The 17,069-nt window shown below is 73.3% G+C and carries 17 protein-coding genes; 9 read left to right on the top strand and 8 right to left on the bottom strand.

Annotation, left to right across the window (positions count from 1 at the left end):
• Positions 1-114 precede the first annotated feature (114 nt).
• From ACQEVU_RS02115 to ACQEVU_RS02085, 7 genes are read left to right on the top strand one after another with little or no spacing between them, the layout of a single operon-like run.
• On the top strand, positions 115-1,089 hold the full coding sequence (locus ACQEVU_RS02115) for a hypothetical protein (protein ID WP_433319665.1): 975 nt from the start codon (positions 115-117) through the stop codon (positions 1,087-1,089).
• Positions 1,082-2,032 (top strand): hypothetical protein, encoded by a 951-nt coding sequence (locus ACQEVU_RS02110; protein WP_433319662.1) that lies wholly within the window; start codon positions 1,082-1,084, stop codon positions 2,030-2,032. The genes ACQEVU_RS02115 and ACQEVU_RS02110 overlap by 8 nt, the downstream gene beginning before the upstream one ends.
• On the top strand, positions 2,025-2,984 hold the full coding sequence (locus ACQEVU_RS02105; protein WP_433319659.1) for an AAA family ATPase: 960 nt from the start codon (positions 2,025-2,027) through the stop codon (positions 2,982-2,984). Before ACQEVU_RS02110 ends, ACQEVU_RS02105 begins: the two co-directional genes overlap by 8 nt.
• Positions 2,981-4,108, top strand: coding sequence for a VWA domain-containing protein (locus tag ACQEVU_RS02100; RefSeq protein ID WP_433319656.1), 1,128 nt, complete (start codon positions 2,981-2,983; stop codon positions 4,106-4,108). Before ACQEVU_RS02105 ends, ACQEVU_RS02100 begins: the two co-directional genes overlap by 4 nt.
• Positions 4,105-6,276, top strand: coding sequence for a TIR-like protein FxsC (locus tag ACQEVU_RS02095; RefSeq protein ID WP_433319654.1), 2,172 nt, complete (start codon positions 4,105-4,107; stop codon positions 6,274-6,276). The genes ACQEVU_RS02100 and ACQEVU_RS02095 overlap by 4 nt, the downstream gene beginning before the upstream one ends.
• Positions 6,277-6,281: 5 nt before the next feature.
• Positions 6,282-6,644, top strand: coding sequence for a hypothetical protein (locus ACQEVU_RS02090; RefSeq protein WP_433319651.1), 363 nt, complete (start codon positions 6,282-6,284; stop codon positions 6,642-6,644).
• A complete protein-coding gene (locus ACQEVU_RS02085; protein WP_433319648.1) occupies positions 6,581-7,051 on the top strand; it encodes a hypothetical protein in 471 nt (156 codons plus the stop codon). The genes ACQEVU_RS02090 and ACQEVU_RS02085 overlap by 64 nt, the downstream gene beginning before the upstream one ends.
• Here ACQEVU_RS02085 and ACQEVU_RS02080 read toward each other — a convergent pair.
• Complete coding sequence (locus tag ACQEVU_RS02080) at positions 7,048-7,788, bottom strand: hypothetical protein (RefSeq protein WP_433319645.1); 741 nt, start codon at positions 7,786-7,788, stop codon at positions 7,048-7,050. The two genes, ACQEVU_RS02085 and ACQEVU_RS02080, sit on opposite strands and share 4 nt — an antisense overlap.
• Before the next feature lie 104 nt (positions 7,789-7,892).
• Between ACQEVU_RS02080 and ACQEVU_RS02075 the strand changes: the two genes are divergently transcribed.
• The gene (locus tag ACQEVU_RS02075) at positions 7,893-9,479 is read left to right on the top strand and encodes a cellulose binding domain-containing protein (protein WP_433319642.1); all 1,587 of its coding nucleotides are present in this window, start codon (positions 7,893-7,895) and stop codon (positions 9,477-9,479) included.
• 61 nt (positions 9,480-9,540) lie between these two features.
• On the opposite strand, the gene ACQEVU_RS02070 is transcribed toward ACQEVU_RS02075, so the two are convergent.
• Positions 9,541-11,418 (bottom strand): adenylyl cyclase, encoded by a 1,878-nt coding sequence (locus ACQEVU_RS02070; RefSeq protein ID WP_433319640.1) that lies wholly within the window; start codon positions 11,416-11,418, stop codon positions 9,541-9,543.
• A gap of 278 nt (positions 11,419-11,696) precedes the next feature.
• Here ACQEVU_RS02070 and ACQEVU_RS02065 point away from each other — a divergent pair, with 278 nt between their 5' ends.
• Positions 11,697-13,484 carry a PH domain-containing protein gene (locus ACQEVU_RS02065; protein ID WP_433319638.1) on the top strand — a complete coding sequence of 596 codons (1,788 nt, stop codon included), beginning with the start codon at positions 11,697-11,699 and terminating at the stop codon, positions 13,482-13,484.
• Positions 13,485-13,546: 62 nt separating this feature from the next.
• Here the strand turns inward: ACQEVU_RS02065 and ACQEVU_RS02060 are convergent, their stop codons facing one another.
• From ACQEVU_RS02060 to ACQEVU_RS02035, 6 genes are all read right to left on the bottom strand, one after another.
• Complete coding sequence (locus ACQEVU_RS02060; RefSeq protein WP_433319635.1) at positions 13,547-13,972, bottom strand: VOC family protein; 426 nt, start codon at positions 13,970-13,972, stop codon at positions 13,547-13,549.
• Positions 13,969-14,646 (bottom strand): class I SAM-dependent methyltransferase, encoded by a 678-nt coding sequence (locus ACQEVU_RS02055; RefSeq protein ID WP_433319633.1) that lies wholly within the window; start codon positions 14,644-14,646, stop codon positions 13,969-13,971. Before ACQEVU_RS02055 ends, ACQEVU_RS02060 begins: the two co-directional genes overlap by 4 nt.
• A 10-nt stretch (positions 14,647-14,656) precedes the next feature.
• Entirely contained in the window at positions 14,657-15,421 is a 765-nt protein-coding gene (locus ACQEVU_RS02050; RefSeq protein ID WP_433319631.1) for a tRNA(His) guanylyltransferase Thg1 family protein, read from the bottom strand.
• Positions 15,422-15,482: 61 nt separating this feature from the next.
• Positions 15,483-15,617, bottom strand: coding sequence for a hypothetical protein (locus ACQEVU_RS02045; protein WP_433319628.1), 135 nt, complete (start codon positions 15,615-15,617; stop codon positions 15,483-15,485).
• A 72-nt stretch (positions 15,618-15,689) separates the two neighbouring features.
• Positions 15,690-16,202 (bottom strand): GNAT family N-acetyltransferase, encoded by a 513-nt coding sequence (locus tag ACQEVU_RS02040; protein WP_433319625.1) that lies wholly within the window; start codon positions 16,200-16,202, stop codon positions 15,690-15,692.
• Entirely contained in the window at positions 16,199-17,059 is an 861-nt protein-coding gene (locus ACQEVU_RS02035; protein ID WP_433319622.1) for a DUF350 domain-containing protein, read from the bottom strand. Before ACQEVU_RS02035 ends, ACQEVU_RS02040 begins: the two co-directional genes overlap by 4 nt.
• Positions 17,060-17,069: the final 10 nt, after the last annotated feature.

Here is a 17,069-nt window from a genome sequence, read left to right as displayed (position 1 = left end):
TGACGACGCAGAGATTCGACACGTCACGGCGCGGGCCCACCCGGCCTTTCGTGCCGCCCGCGATCGGCCCTGCGTCGATGCCGTTTCGTAGTCGACCTGTGGCAAGGTGTCCGGGTGGCAGACGTATCCCCCGCCGGGCCGCCGGCGGTCGGCGCCGTCGTGGCGACGGCGCTGGCCGAGGAGCAGGACGCCGTCCTCGCCGTCCTCGACGACGTCGAGGTGACGCGGGACAGCGGCCGCGACCTGTACACCGGCCGGGCCGGCGGGCTGCGGGTCGCGGTGGAGTCGCTGCACGGCATGGGCAACCCGGGCGCCGCGGTCATGGCCGGAAGTCTCCTGGCCCGCTGGCGGGCCGAGCGCATCCTGCTCGTCGGCATCGCCGGCGGCTTCGGCGCCGCGGGCGTGCGCGTCGGGGACGTCGTCGTGCCCGACCAGGTGGTCGGGTACGAGGCGGGGAAGCTGCTGCCGGACGGCGCCCAGCGCCGGCCCGAGGCGTACCGCCCGGACTTCGACCTGCTCGCCGCGGCGCGCAGCGTCCAGCCGGCCGAGTGGGCGCCGCCGGCCGCCGTCCACTTCGGCACGGTGCTCAGCGGCGAGAAGGTCGTCGCCGACGCGGACGTGCTGGCCGGCTTCCGCCGCGACTGGCCCAAGGCCGTCGCCGTGGAGATGGAGAGCTTCGGCGTCGCGCTGGCCGCCTACCGCTTCGGCGGCCGCTTCCTCATGGTCAAGGGCGTCAGCGACCTCGCCGACGAGGCCAAGGACGACCGCGGCCGGGCCGGCGCCGCCGAGGCCGCGGCGCGCTTCGCCGCCGCCGTCCTGCGCCGCCTTACGGTCGCCGCACCGGCCCAGCCCGACCTCGTCGTCCGCGGCCCGCGGATGCTGCAGATCTGCTGGCGGCTCGTCGACGACTGGACCAAGCTCGCCCTGTACTTCGAGATCCCGCCGCACGACCGCGCCACGTTCGCCAAGGGCGACGAGCCGGCGCGGGTGTGGGAGTGGCTCGCGGCCCGCGGCCGGCTGCGCGAGCTGCCGGCCGCGCTCGTGTTCATCGGCCGCGCCGACCTGGCCGAGGAGCTGCTGCGTGGCTGAGGAGCGGCTGTACCCGGGGCCGGTCCGCATCGCCGTCTGCAAGGCGCTGGCCGGCCAGAAGTGGCTGGACCTGGCCCGCTACCTCGAGGTGCCGGCGGACGTCTACGCCACCGCCCCGGCCGACGAGAAGATCCCGCGGATCTGGGACTGGCTGGAGGGCGAGGGACGCCTCGGCGAGCTCGAGGCCGCGCTGGCGAGCCTGGGCTGGACCCCGGTCCTCGACCGGCTGCGAGAGGCGGCCGAGGAGCGCCGGCGCAGCCGGCTCGCGTTCACCATCCCGGAGCAGCACCGCAGCCTCACGACCACCTACTTCGACCTGAAGCAGGTGCGCGCCGCCCTGCTGCGGGCCCGGGACCGCAGCCCCGTGCAGCTCTTCGCGCTGCCGCACCCCGACGTCCGCATCGGCCACAAGCTCATGGAGTGGGTCACGGCCGTCTACCACCCGATCAAGGACAAGGGGAACCTGAGCCTGGGCACGCTGGCCTCCACCGCCGACACGGTCGCCCGCGCGATCCTGCGGCACCGCACGGAGCTGCGGCACACCGACCTCGCCCGGCACATCGACGCCATCCGCGCACCAACGCCGGTGCTGCAACGTCTGGTCGAGCGGCTGGAAGGCCAGTTCGACGCCGGAGGCTTCCAGCTCATGCTGCTGGTCACCGTCACGCCGGACGTCCAGCTTCCGGCCGCCATGCACCCGCTGCCGGCGCCGGTGGTCGTGCGCGAGGACATCGAGTACTGGACGGCCGAGGCGGCGGGCGTGCTGCGCGTGCCCGACGCCTGGCGGGCCTGGAGCGAGCTCATCTGCGCCTACGCCGCGGAGGAGAACGACGCCCTCAACCCGGGCAGCGTCTTCGAGTCGATGGACCGCGACATCAAGGAAATCCACGACGACATCGAGACCTTCGTCAACTACCTGAAGGGGGCGGGCCGCGATGCCTAGCCACGGCCGCGTCCACCGCGGCGTCCGGTTCGACCGGAACGCGGAGCTGCCCGATGAGCGCCCGATCGAGACCGTCGTGGACGGCGTGGTCGCGGAGCAGGACCCGCCGACGGTGATCGTCCAGCGGGAGCGGTACCGCGCCTCCGCCGCCCTGGAGGACGCGGTCAACCTGGCCCTGGCCCTGGGCCGGCCGCTGCTGCTGCAGGGCCACCCCGGCGCCGGCAAGACGCGCCTGGCCCACGCCGTGGCGTACGCGCTCGGCCGGCCGCTCGAGCTGGCCGTCATCAAGTCGACCAGCCTCGGCCGGGACCTGCTGTACACCTTCGAGGCGGTCCGCCGCCTCTACGACGTGCAGGTCCTGTCGTCGGACGGCCACGGCCCACGGCCGCAGGCGCGCGACTACGTCACCCTCGGCCCGCTGGGCCGGGCGATCGCCCGCGCCGGCTACGGCCGGCCGTCGGTCGTGCTCATCGACGAGATCGACAAGGCGGACCTCGACTTTCCCAACGACCTGCTGTACGAGCTGGACGAGCTGGCCTTCAGCGTCGCCGAGGTGCCCGGCCTGCGCTACGAGGTGCCGCGGGGCGAGCGGGATCTGTGGCCGCTGGTCATCGTCACGAACAACGAGGAGAAGACGCTGCCGGACGCGTTCCTGCGCCGGTGCATCTTCCACTACGTCGAGTTCCCCGACGACGAGGAGCTGCCCGAGATCCTGGCCCTGCACGACATCGACCGGCCCGACCTCGTCGAGGCGGCCGTGGCGGTACTGCAGGAGCTGCGCGGGCTGGACCTCGCCAAGAACCCCGGCCTGAGCGAGCTCATCGACTGGCTCAGCTACCTCGCCGACACGGCCGCGACCCCGGCCGAGGTGGCGAAGCTGCCGCACGCCGGCGCGCTGATCAAGCAGCACGGCGATCAGGTCCGCGTCGAACGCATGCTCCGCGACCGATGAGCGCGCCGCTGCCCGCCTTCGTCCGGTCGCTGGTCCGCGACGTGCGCCGCCGGGGAATCCCGCTCGGCGTCGACGACTGCATGGCCCTGCAGGAGGCGCTGGCCGCCGGTTTCGGCTGGCGCTCGACGGACGAGCTGCGGGCGCTGTGCGTGCGCCTGTGGGCGAAGTCGCGGGAGGAGGCCCGCACGATCGAGGCCGTGTTCGCCCGCAGCAACGTGCCGGCCTGGGACGTGGCCGCGCCGTCCACGACCGGCGGGGCGGGCGACGGCGAGCCGGCCCGGGCGGCCGCGGACCGCCCGATCGGCACGGTGGCGCTGAACCAGCCGGGGTCCGGTTCCAGCGCGCCGCCGCTGAGCGGCCAGCGCGACCCGACGCTGCTGCTCGTGCCGCAGTACCCGATCGGCGAGCGGGCCGTCGCCCAGGTCTGGCGCCGGCTGCGCCACCCGGTCCGGCAGGGCCCGCGGACCCGTCTCGACGTGGCGGCCACCGTCGAGCGGCGGGCCCGCGCCGGGGTCGCCGTGCCGCCCGTCCTCGTCCCGGCCGTGCGCAACGCCGCCCGGCTGCTCCTGCTGGTCGACCGCGACGGCTCGATGACGCCCTACCACCGCTACGTCGAGCACATCGGCCGGGCGATCGCGAACGCGGCCCGGCTCGACGTGCTGACCGTCGCCTACTTCCATGACGTGCCCTCCCACGGCGACCGCTCGGTGCTCGCCGCGGCCGCGCCGGGCACCGCCGACCTCGACCAGATCCTGCCCCGCATCGAGGCGCTGACCGGCGGCGCCGTCTACGCCGACGCGGCCCTGACCGAGCCCGTCGACCTGGGCCGCCTGCTCGCCGCCCTGACGCCGGACTCCTCGGTGGCCGTCGTCAGCGACGCCGGCGCGGCCCGCGGGACCCTCGACACGGTCCGGCTGCTCGACACCATCGCCCTCGCCAAGGCGGTCCGCCGCCGCCGCGCCACCCTCGCCTGGCTCAACCCCGTCCCGCGCCACCGGTGGCCCCGCACGACCGCCGGCCTGATCGCCCGCCACGTGCCGATGCAGCCGCTGGACCTGCCCGGCATGTACCGCGCGGTCGACGCCCTGCGCGGCCGGCACACCGCGGTGGAGCGGCCGCTGTGACCACGCCCGCGGCCGCGACCAACCGCCTCGACGACGTCCTGGGCACCCTGCCGCCCCGGGCCGTCGAGCTGGCCTACCACGCCGCCCTGCCGGTGGCCGTCGACGTCGAGCTGCTGCACCTGCTGCGCATCAACTTCCTCGACGACCTGGACTGGGAGACGGAGGCCCGGCTGCTGCTCTCCCCGCTCTTCCGCGAGCTGGGCGAGGGCCTGTACGAGATCGAGCCGGACCTGCGCTCGATCCTGCTGATCGGCCTGAACACCCGCTTCGGCGAGGAGCGGCTGCGGCGGGTGGCGCTGCTCCTCGAGCAGTACTGCGAGACGCTCGTCTGGGACGACAGCCCGAGCCTGGACTTCGCCCAGCGCCTCACCGCCCTGCACGTCCTCGACCCGGCCCGGGCCGAGGCGTGGCTGGCCTCGAACACGGCGCACGACGAGGACGCCGACCTCGGCGACCCGTGGTACGTCGCCATGCGCGGCCACCTCGACCGCCCGCCCGCCGACGTGACCCTGGACGACGAGCTGGCCGCCGCCATCGGCCGCCTCGATGCGGCCCGCCCGGGCGCGCGCACGGCCGCGATCCGCGCGGTCGGCGCGATCGGCGCCCTGCCCGGCGTGGACCCGGACCCGGCCGTGGAGACGCTGCGCGACGTCAAGGCGACCGGCTCCCCGCCGGAGAGCAGCCAGGCCGAGCGCCTCCTCAGGCGCGTCTCGACCACGGCGCACACTCGCGCTCCACGGCCGGACCCGGACCCGGACCAGATCGCCGCAATGATCGCCGACTTCCCGATGGGCGGCCTGACGGACGAGACCGGCCGCCGCCACCTGCGCCAGATCCTGACCTGGCTCCTGACGTCGGACCAGGACATCTTCGTAGCGGGCCCACCGTGGTCGGGCGTCGATACTCTGCGCCGCATGCTCGAGGCCGAGCTCGCGGCATGGTCGGCGCGGCATAGACCGGGCGTCGGCGCGCGCTTCTTCTTCGGGAACATGCCCGCGGGATCGTCCGGGCACATGCTCGAATTGGAGGCGCAACCCGGCACGCAGGACTACCTGGGCCGCGTCTTCGACCAAAACGGGACCGTGACCGGCGCGTGCTTCCAGATCGAACCCGGGGTGCTGGCCACCGCCTGGAACGTCGTCGCGGCGGCCGGCGCCGAGGACGTCGGCGACGAGGTGCTGATCGGAGCGCAGGCCGGCTACGACACCGCCACCGCGGTTGTCGTCGCCGCCGACCGGCCGCGGGACGTTGCGGTGCTGCGCTGTGACGTACCGCTGCCGGCGTCGGCACCCGGCCTGGCCGTGCCGAGCGCCCGTTCGGGCACGAAATACGCTGGGGATCTTGCCGGTTCGCCAGTGTTACGACGGATCGACGGATCGGTCGTCGGCATCACGGTGCACGGTATCCCCGGAATGGTGCGGAAATGGGTTGGCGCCGAGCACTTGGATCCGCTGCTGGAGGGCGTGGCCGAAACGAGGGTGCGGCCGACGCCGGCCGCAGAGGTACGGGATCGTGAGGCGCCGCCCTCTGTCGAGGATCTGGACCCGGCGGCCCCGGTGTTCTTCGTCAGCTACGCGAGGCCGAGGTCTCCGCAGCCCGCAGCGCCGACCGTCAGCAACCGCGTGGTCAACTTCTTTCACGAGCTCTCGCTGCACCTCAACAACCTGGTCTACCGCGAGGCCGGCGCCGATCCGGGCTACCTCGACGTGTCCCAGGACGACACCGGCGACTACCCCAGCCGCAGCCTGGAAGCCCTCGGCAGCTGCCAGGTGTTCGTCCCGCTGCTGTCGCCGGCGTATCCCAGAAGTCGATGGTGCGCGCTCGAGTGGAACGCCTTCACCTCCCGAGCGGTGCGCTCTCGCGAGAACGAGAGCCCGACCCGTTCCACATCGATATTGCCGGTCCTCTGGACATCGACACTCTCAAACTTCAGTCAGATGCCCGATGCGATTCGGAACATCCAATTCTTCTATCCCAGCCGCGTCGGTCGTTCTGGCAACTCGCAGCAATACACGGAAGACGGTCTGTACGGGATGCTCGCCTCGAACGCCCCCGGCACCGACGAGGTCATCTTCCGGCTGGCCCAGCGCATCGTGGAGATTTATCAGAGCAACCACGTCGGGCCGCTGACGACGGATCCGGCCGACCTGCCGTCGGTCATCACATAACGTCGATGTACTTCTTCCTCAGCCACGCTCCCCCGGCCCCGCTGAGCGGGTCGGCGGCCGATCCCGACCGCGAGGTGCGGCGGTTCTTCGGCGATCTGTCCCGGCAGGTCCGGGCCCGGGTCGGGGCGGGCGCGGCCGAGCCCGTGGGATTCCTCGAGGCAGAGGTGCGGGCGGGGGCCGACCGCAACGCGGCGCGGATCCGCGCGCTCGGATCCGCGCAGGTCTTCGTGCCGCTGTACTCCCCCGCGTACCTCGAGAACGCGTTCGCGCGCGGTGAGCTGGCGGCGCCCGGTCGGAGTTCAAGGTGGCGCACGAGGACTACGCCGGCCTGTTCGGCCACGGCCACCCGCATACGCTCGCCGCCCTGAACAACTTCGCCGTTGCCGAACGCGCCATGGGCGACATCGCCACCGCCGTCTTCGCGGTCGAGCTCGCCCACGACGAGCTCGCCCGGGCGCTGCACCCCGAGCATCCGCACCGGCTGGCGGCCCGCCTCAACCTCGTTGTGCTCGAGTTCGGATTCGGGACCGTGGGCAACGAGCCGGCGCAACGGGAAGCCGAGGCGGTCGCCGAGCTCCTCGGGGCGGGGCTCGGTGACCGGCACCCCGCCACGCTGCTGGCCCGGGCCGACGCCGCCCTGATGCGGACCGGCGGGGAGCCCGGCCACGCTGCCGTGCGGGCCCTGGCCGAGGTGCTGGGGGCCAACCATCCCGAGGTCCGGGCGCTGGAGGAAGGGCGGCTGGTCGCCGTGCTGCTCGACCCGCATCCGTTCTAGAGCGCGGACAGCTCGCGGTACGCGGCCAGCACCGCCTCCGTGCGCTCGGTCAGCTCCGCGACCGCGTCCGGCGCCGGCTCGGGGCCGATCGCGGCCGCCTCCGCCCGCCGCAGCGCGTCCCGGGCCCGGTCCGAGCGGGATACGTGGTGGGCGTGGTCGCCCGCCGCCTCCGCCAGGCGGCGCAGCGCGCCGATGCGCTCCGCGATGCGATCCGACAGCTCGGCCCGCCGGGCCGCGAACTCCGCGCCGCGCTCGTGGGCCTCGGCGCGCAGCGGGGCGCCGGCCGGGAGGCCGTTCGTGGCGGCGCGCAGTTCCTGCAGCGCCCGGTCCAGCTCGTCGCGCCGGTGCAGCAGCAGCGCCAGCCGGTAGCGGGCGCGGTCCAGGGCGGGGCCGATGTCGGGCGGGTCCGCCATGGCACCCAGGGAAGGCCACGACGCGCGGATGCGCTGCTCCGCCCGTTCGGCCTCGCGCCAGGCGGGGAGGGCGGCGGGCGGGACGTAGACGAGGCCGTGGCGCGGGGCCAGCGCCCGCGGCACCACGGCGCGGGCCGCCGCCACGAGGCCGGACAACGCCACCGTCAGGGTCACCGCCGCGAGCGGGGCGGCCGGCCACAACGCCAGGGCGGGCAGGGGCGCCGCCCACCACCAGCGGCTCAGCAGCAGGGCCGGGAGACGGGCGTCGGGGTCGGTGACCGGGACGTCGTCGGGGCCGCGCGAGCGGGAGTGGTGCTTGCCCACCCGAGCATCATGCCGCATGACCACAACCGGTTGACTTTTAGTTAACTTTCTTTATTGTTGTGCCTCAATAGATTCCTCGTTCTCCCTGGATGCAGGAGGCAGTGATGACATCCCGACTCCGGCTCGTCCTGGCCGCGGCCGCGGTCCTGGCGACCGCCGGCGGTATCGCGGCCATCACCACGCCGGCGCAGGCCGCCGGCTCGCTCACCGCCACGCTCAGCTACGACTCCGACTGGGGCAGCGGCTACCAGGCGAAGTACACGATCACGAACGGGACGGCCGCCACCGTCACGTCGTGGACGGTCGAGTTCGACCTGCCGTCGGGCTCGACGCTCGGCAGCTACTGGGATGCGCTCATGAGCCAGAGCGGCACCCACGTCACCGCGACCAACCGGACCTACAACGGCACGATCGCCGCCGGCGCCGCGACGAGCTTCGGGTTCCTCGTGTCCGGCTCCGGCAAGCCCGCCAACTGCAAGCTCAACGGCGCCTCCTGCGCCGGCGTCGCCGACACCCAGGCCCCGACGGCCCCGGGCAGCCTGCGCGTCACCGCCACGACGTCCAGCAGCGTGAGCCTCGCCTGGAACGCCTCGACCGACAACGTCGGCGTCACCGGCTACGACATCTACCGCGGCAGCACGCTCGCGGCGTCGGTCACCGGCACCAGCGGTACCGTGTCCGGCCTCTCCGCGTCGACGGCCTACACCTTCACCGTGAAGGCCCGCGACGCGGCCGGCAACGCCTCGGCGGCGAGCAACCAGGTCAGCGCGACCACCCAGGCCGGCGGCGGGGGCGGCGGCGGTGGGGGCGGCAGCACGCTCGCGGTCGCGCCGTACGTCGACATGGGCGCCTGGCCCACCCCGACCCTGACCGACATGGCCACCGGCGGGAACCTCAAGAACTTCACGCTCGCGTTCGTCAACAGCGCCGGCTGCAAGGCGTCGTGGTTCAACGCCTACGACCCGCGCGCCGCGTGGGCGAAGGACCAGATCGACGCCGTCCGGGCCCGCGGCGGCGACGTGAAGATCTCCTTCGGCGGCGCCAGCGGCATCGAGCTGGCCCAGGCCTGCTCCACGCCGGCCGCGGTCGAGGCCGAGTACCAGGCCGTTGTGGACGCGTACAGCCTCAACTACATCGACCTGGACATCGAGGGCGCCGCGGTCGCCGACCCGACGACCATCGCCCGCCGCTCGCAGGCCCTGGCCCTGCTGCAGGCCGCCCGGCCGAGCGTGAAGATCTCGCTCACCCTGCCGGTACTGCCCGAGGGCCTCACCAGCGACGGGCTGAACGTGGTCCGCTCGGCCCGCGACGCCGGCGTCAACCTCGACCTCGTCAACGTCATGGCGATGGACTACCAGCGCTCCACCGGCGACTACGGCAACTTCGCCGTGCAGGCCGCCCAGTCGACGTTCACGCAGCTCAAGGGCCTGTACCCGAGCAAGACCGACGCCCAGGTGTGGCGCATGCTCGGCGTGACCCCCATGCTGGGCAAGAACGACGACGGCGGCACGTACGACCAGAACGACGCCCGCCAGCTGGTCACCTTCGCCCAGCAGAACCACCTGGGCATGCTGTCGTTCTGGGAGGAGACCCGCGACCGCAACGCCTGCAACGGCGCGCTGTACATGTGCACCAACGTCCCGCAGTCGCCGTACGAGTTCTCGAAGATCTTCGCCGGCTACACCGGCTGACGCAGACCGCAGCAAAACGGCGCCCGGCCGCGAAGGCCGGGCGCCGCTTTTGTGCGGGTACTTACGACGGGTAGTTGGCCAGGTAGCTGGGCACGCCGATCGCGTCGTTGTTCACCGGCGCGCCGGTGTCGTTGACGACGTGGTCGATGGTGCCGGCGCTGAGGTTGACCGTCAGCACGTCGTGCAGCCGCACGCCGGGCTTGTTCGGGACCTCGAAGCCGTGCGCCGCGTGGATGGTCGGGTCCACGTTGGTGAAGATGTAGCTGCCGCCACCCCACAGCTCGTGGGTCTTCACGCGGTCGTTGACCTTGTACGCGGCCCAGCCCAGCGTGCCGTCGTGCTGCCAGGCCGCCTGGTTCGGCGGGTCGTACGGCAGCTCGTTCTGGAAGAAGATCGTCTTGCCGCGCTCCCCGTTCCAGATGACGTTGTACTGCTGGTAGTGCTCGACGAACAGGCCGGTCGCGAGGACGTCGTCGCCGTTGACGATGACGCCGTTACGCCCGGTGTTGACGTCCCAGCCGACCGAGCCCGCCACGCCGTGGTCGGCGCGCCACGCCCAGATGTCGTCCAGGATGACGTGGTCGGAGTTGACCTCGAGGCTCACGTCGGCCTTGCCGACGTGCGGGCCGCCGACGCGGAAGAACACGTCGTGCAGCACGGTCGGGTCGTTGGCGTCGCCCAGGTTGAGGGCGCCGCCGAGCTTCGTGCCGACCTGCATCAGCGCGGGCGAGTTGACGGTGCCGGCGTCGATCATGAGGCCGGACACGTCGATGCCCTTGCTGTCGGCGATCCACAGCGGGACCGCGCCCTTGACGGCCGTCAGCGTCGCGATGCCCATGCCGAGCACGACGGTGTCGGGCCGCCAGACCAGGATGGAACGGTCGACGTTGTACACCCCGGGCGTGAAGATCAGGTCCTTGCCCAGGGCCAGCGCGACGTTGATGGCGGTGATCGAGTCGGACGGCTTGGCCAGGTAGAAGTCCGAGATCGGGACCGAGCGGCCCTGGGTCGGGCCGTTCTGCCAGGTCGCACCCGACGAGTTCTTGCGCAGTGCGGGCACGAAGACCTTCCACTTGCCCTGCGCGTCCACGTACAGGAACGGCCGCTCCTTGCTCACCGGCGTCGCGGCGAGCGTGGTGTACGGCGGGTTCGGGAACTGCTGCGCCGGGGCGCCCACGGTGCCGCTGAACACCTGGTTCCACACGGCGTTGGACCACGACGCGATGTTGGAGTCGCGGACCAGGAACTGCTGCTGCGAGCCGTTGACCAGCGAGCCGGTCACCGAGTCGGACATGAAGCCGCCGCTGGCGTACTGCGGGCCGGCGGTGCAGTAGTCCATGAAGGTCATGTTGCCGTTGACCTTCACCCGGCGCAGCGGCGCGGCCTGCGACACCGCCCAGAACTCACCGGAGGCGCGGCAGCCGGACTCGCCGGCCACGTTGATGGTGAGGTTGGACAGCGAGCGCCAGAAGTTGACCAGCGCGATGCAGTTGTCCGCGGCGAGGCAGCGGTTGTAGACGTCGACGTGGCCGTTGATGACCGTGTCGGTGGGGTTGAGCCCGAGGCCGGCGACCTCGGTGTAGTACCCGACCTGGAAGATCAGCGGGTGGTCGGGCGTGCCGTACGTGCCGGGCTTGAACAGCAGCGTGTAGCGCTGCGTGCCCATCTCGTTGTCGACCTGCTCATTGTGGATGGCGTCGACACTCGCCTGGATCTGCTCCACCGTCATCGACGGGTCGAAGATCTTGACGTTGGGGCCGAAGTCGGGCTGGCCGCCCGACTTGCCGGCCGGGGCGGCCGCCGCGATGCCCGGGGTGGAGACGGCGGCGGCGGTCAGCAGGACGGCGGCGCCGAGGGCGAACCACCGGCCCAGGCGACGGAGGCCCGGTGCTGACCCGGCAGACCTGGCGGGCGCCTGGCCGGAGGGGACCAATGCCATGAAACGCGACCTACTTTCTAACAGTGGCTGCGTCCCCGGCGCGGGGCGACGATGCCTCGCCTGACCTGGTCCTTGGCCCAGGGCGAGTGCCATCGCGAGCCGGGGATTGCGCGCCACACCTGTGAGAGAGCGCTTTCACGGAGGGACGTTACCTCCTACATCACGACTGGTCCACGGGTACAAATCGCCCACGATCCTTCGGGAACTCGCTCTCTCGGCGCGGTTGCGGCCGACCCCGTTGACATCGGCGTTGCTCAGCGCCGGGAGAATGGCCGCAAATGACCCCGCTGCTCACCGCCGACGTGTTCGGCTGGACCGTGCGCCCCGCCCGGCGGCGCCGCGCCCGCGCGTTCCTCGTCGCGGTCGCCGCGACCGCGGTCATCGCGCTGCACCTGTGGTACGACCCGCCGGTCGAGTGCAGCGACGCCGCCCCGTGCGGCCCGGACCCGCTCAACGCCGTGCTGCTGGGCCTCGTCGCGGCCGTGCCCCTGGTCGCGTTCGTGTCGCTGCCGGTGACCGCGGCGCTGGCCGCCGGGTTCTTCGCCACCGACGTGCTGTGGCAGGTCGCGCACCCGGCGCTGGCCTCCCCGGCGTGGCTGAGCGGCGCCGACGCCGGGCTCGTCGTGCTGGCGTTCGTCGCCGCCCGGATCGCGCCGCCGGGGCTGGGCAGCGGCGCGCAGATGTGGGCGGCGACGACGTCGCACCTGACGCTCCCGCGGCCTTCGAGGCTGCCACGGTACGGGCTGGGGTGGCGACTGCTCGCGGTACCACTGCTGCTCGTGGCGTGTGGCGTGAGCACGGCGGCGCTGGTGTCGCAGTCGGGCGCGGACGCCCGCCTCGCCGGCGCCGAACGGGTCACGGCCGAGGTCACCGGCCATCCCGACGACTACTCGCTCCAGGTGCGCCTGCCCGGCGGCCGCGACGCCCGGATCACGGTGGTGGCGGCGGCCGATCACCCGGTCGGCGCGCACGTCGCCGTCCTCGACTCCGGCGACGGCCTCTACCAGCTCGTCAGCGAGCCCTACGACACGAGCCCCTGGCTGGCCCTGGCCGTCCTCGCGGCCGCGCTCGCCGCCGGGTGCCTGGCCCGGGCGAGGGCGCGGGGCGTGGCCGCGCGGGCGTTGTTCACGGGTGAGCAGCCGGCGACCGAGGTGTACGTCTGGGCGCTCGGCGGCCGCGTCGCCGTCTACGCCACCGACGCCCGCCCGGGCGAGCCGGCGCTGCTGGAGTTCTTCGCCCTGTCCCGCACCGGCTCCGACGACATCCGCCCCGGCGTCCTCTTCGGCGTGCCGGCCCAGCGCCACTGGTGCGCGGTCGCGGTCGACGGCGAGCTGCTGGTGCCCCGCGGCCCGGCCCGCAGCGGCCGCTTCGCCCCGACGTACGGCGGCATCGCCGACGGCGACCCCCGCGACGCCACCGGCGTGCCGGACGCCGCCCGCCTGCCGCTGCGCCCCGAGGAGATCATGGCGCTGCGCCCGGAGGACGTCTCCGCCGACCCGGAGACGGTCCACACGCACCGCCACAACCGCTTCTCGGGCTACGCCGTCATCGTCGCCGCCTCGTGGCCGTTCCTGCTGGTGCTGACCCGCCTGCTGCCGGACCTGCCGTACTGGGCCGACGTCGCGATGACCGCCCCGATCACCGCGATCGCCTGCCTGTCGGGCTGGCGGCTGTTCCTGCGCCCCCGCGTGAGCTGGAACGGCGCCGGCGTCAGCGTCGTGGGCAGCATCGGCGCCCGCCTGCTGGTCTGGTCGGACGTGCACGCGGTGCGCGCGGACCGCCACGGCGCGGTCACCATCGAGACCGACCACCACGGCGCCGGCCTGGTCGTCGCCGCCCGCGCCGAGCACTCACTGCTCCCCCGCGTCCTGTCCGGCGACGAACGCACGTCCACCCAGCTCGCCGGCGCCCTGCGCCTGTCCGCCGAACGCGCCGCCGCCCGCACCCGAGCCCGCCTCCGCGACGTGGTGAGTCTCCCCCCGGCCCCCGTGGCCCCGGCGGCGCCCGCTCTGCTGTACGCCGCCTGGCTGGCCGAGACCCTGACCTACGCCCTGCTCCTGCACTAGCCGCAACCGCAACCACCGCGCGAAGCGCGACAAGAGACCCGCGCGTGGGCGCCAGGCCGGCTTCAGCCGACGGTCGTGCCGCCCCACTCCTCGGGTGCGACGTCGGCGAGGGTCTGCGAGAACGTCCAGCGGTGCCCGGCGAGGTCCTCGGCCTGGTACTGCCGCTCGCCGTACTCGAAGTCCGCCGGCTCCATGACGATGCGCGCCCCGTGGGCCCGGGCGTGTTCGCAGTGGGCCCGGGCGTCGTCGACGCGGACCATCACGGCGTGCGTGACCGGCCCGCCGGTGGGGGCGCCGCGCTCGCCGCCGGTGTCGGCGACGATGAGCGCCCCGTCGCCGACGCGCATCTGCGCGCGGTGGTCCTCGCCGATGCGGACGCGCTCGGCGAACCCGAACGCGGCCTCGAGCCACGCGACGGCGGCCCGCACGTCGGGGTAGGTGAGCACCGGGATGACGGTCGCGGCGGGGATGGAACGGTTCGTCCTCACACCGCCGATTCAACCACCGCGCGGCGGAAGGTGCCCGACCATCGGCGCACCGGGGGCTCGCCGACGTCGAGGGCTTCCAGGTGTACCGCCGCGAGATCGCCGGCGGCGAAGGCCTCCATGTCGGCCCGGGTGAGGGGCCAGGGCATGGCGCCGGGGTCGCCGGCGTCCTCGCGGGCGCGGGCGAAGACCAGCAGCGTGCCGCCGGGGGCGACGAGCGCGCCGCAGCTGGCGATCGCGGCCGCGCGGGCGGCGCCCTGCAGCACCTGGACGGTGTAGCACTCGAAGACGAGGTCGAACGCGCCGAGCCAGTCCGCGGGCGGGGCGAGCAGGTCGGCCGTCTCGTAGCGCACCGGCGAGTCCGGGAAGCGGCGGCGGGCCCCGGCGACCGCGGTCGGGGCGACGTCGAAGGCGACGGTGCGGTAGCCGAGGCCGGCCAGGTACTCGGCGTCGTCGCCGAGGCCGCACCCGACGACGAGCGCGGTCCCGCCGTGCGGGTGCCCCGACTCCTGCGCCCACGCGACGAGCATCGGGTTGGGCTCGAGGTCCGCCCACGGCACGACGGCCTCGCCGGCCTCGGCCGCGGCGTACAGGGTCTCGAACCACGCGGTGGGCTCGCCGGCCGCGATCGACGCCGCGGCCAGCCGCCGCGCATGCGCCCGCTTCTCGTCCGTCATGCGCCCATCCTTACCCGGCCGCCGCGGAGGCCGGGTAGGCGGGGATCAGCGCGGTGATCTCCGCCGCCGTGAAGTGCGGGGCGGCGCCGGTCTCCCAGCGCCCGCGCGCGGTCACGGCGGTGTGCTCCTCGCCGGTGCGGCGGTGGGTGTACCGCACCTCGCGCTCGCCCCGCGTGCGGGCCGTCAGCCGGCCGCGCCGGCAGGCCGCCGGGTAGTCGTTCCAGTTGATGCCGGCCTCGGCGAAGAGCAGCTCCTGCACCTGCCCGGAGTGCAGGCCCTGCAGGCGCCGGTGCGGGAACACCGACTGGGCGGCCATCGCGATGCTGTTGCGCACGGCGTCGCGCTGGCGCCACATGAGGTAGCCGGCCACGTCGAGGGGGTCGGCGATGGTGAACACGCGGGCGTCGAACAGCGCGGTGGCGCCCGGGCGGCGGGCGTTGAGCGTCGCGGTGGCGAGGGACGCGGCGACCGAGCACCACTTCTGCACGACGCCGCCGAACCACGGCTCGGTGCCGGGCGCGGCGAAGTCGGTGACGAGAACGCTGACCTCGTCGGACTGCGTGTAGGCGAGGACGGCGCCGCTGATCTCGGCGCACAGCGCCTCGGCGACGCCGTCCATGGCGGCCATGAAGGCGGCGTCGAACGGGCGTTGCGCGCCGCGCAGGTACGAGTGGAAGGCGCGCCCGTCCACGCGCACCACGGTGTAGGTCCGTCGCGGCAGCACGGCGCGGGTGGCGCGCTCGTGCGCCTTCATCCGGTCCCCGAGGCCATCCATGCCCGTCAGGATGCCGCAGGTCGGGGGCGGGCGCCGCCGAGTTTTTACGGGATGAACCGCCTTACAAGATGAACCGCTCGTCGGTGAGCGGGCCGGCGGTTGCCGGGCGGGCCTCGGCCGGCAGCCAGAAGAGCTCTTCCGCGTCGTCCGGCTCGGCGGTCATCGGTTGGCTGCTGATGTCACTGGTGCTGATCATCGCGCTTTCCATGTGGGGTCCGTACCCCGTTTGCCGCTCGTCAAACCGGACAGGTTGTGACGAAGAACCCAATCAGAGCGCGGCGGCGAAGATGAGGACCTCCTGCGTGCCGTCGCCGTAACCGTGCGTGCGCTTCTCGAGGGTCAGGCCGGCCTTCCGCGCGACGCGCTGGGAGGCGACGTTGCCCGGGTGGATGATCGCGATGACGCGGCGGGCGCCGAAGCGGTCGCGGGCCAGGTCGCGGCAGGCGAGCGCGGCCTCGGTGGCCAGGCCCTGCCCCTGCTGGGCCGGCTCGACGTGGTAGCCGAGCTCGACCTCGTCGACGCCGTCGACCCGCTGGATCGTGAGCCCGCAGTCGCCGACGAACCCGCCGTCGGCGCGCCGGCGGACGGTCCACAGGCCGAAGCCGTCGTCGCGGTACCGCCGCCGGTTCTTCTCGATCCATTCGAGGGTCTCCGTGCGGGTCCGGGGCCGCGGGTAGTACCGCATCACGTCCGGGTCGCCGAGCAGCCGCGCGAGATCGTCGAGGTCGCCCTCGTCCATCTCGCGCAGCTCGAGCCGCGCCGTGGTGAGCACGGGGCTCATTCGACGTAGAGGTTGACCACCGCGCTGATCGGCAGCGCCACCATGACGAGCAGGAACGCGAGCAGGGCGGCGGCGCCGCGCTGCTGCTGCGCGTGGATGGTCCGCAGCGTGCACTCGCCGGTGAGGACGAACCAGTCGATGAGGTACCGCGCCACGTACAGGCCGACGTAGGCGACGCCGAGGGCCATGCCGAAGCCGGCGAGGCTCTCCGGCCAGGTGGTGAAGTCGCCGGCCATGGCGCCGTACAGGATCAGCCCGACGGCGGTGAGCACGGCGCCGGACTCGAGGCCCTCGGTCACCCGGCCGGCCGCCATCTCCGCCCGCAGGTTGCCGGGCGCGACGAGGGTGTGCAGGTGGAAGGCGATGACGAGGCCCGCGATGCCGGCGACCGTGAACACGGCGACCGACGCCAGCGACGTGCGCAGGTTGGGCGCGTGCCCGATGAACGTGGCCCGCACGACGAGGGCCAGGCCGAGGTAGAAGCCGAGGCGGACCAGGCCGACGGACAGCGGCACGGTGTTGAGCGCGGCGAGCGGGGTTGCGCGGGTGCGCAGGATCATCCAGTCGGTGATCCAGAAGCCGACGATCGCCAGCAGCGTGGCCCAGACGACGCCGCCGCCGACCCAGACCAGGGAGCCCCAGCTGTTGAGGTCCTGGCCGATGAGGCTCGACACGCCGATGACCTGCACGGCGACGAAGCCGACCCGCTGGACCAGGTAGCCCCAGTTGGACCGGGCCCACAGCTCGTCGTGGTCGTCGAACGCGGTGACCGCGTTGAGCAGCCACCAGCCGCCGCCCACGGCAAGGATCACGATGAGCACCTGGAGCACCGCGATCAGGGCGGCGGTACCATTCATGCCGGCTCTC

It is taken from the genome of Dactylosporangium sp. CA-139066 (assembly GCF_050936175.1).
Classification (GTDB): domain Bacteria; phylum Actinomycetota; class Actinomycetes; order Mycobacteriales; family Micromonosporaceae; genus Dactylosporangium.
This window is presented reverse-complemented; position numbering and strand designations above follow the sequence as displayed.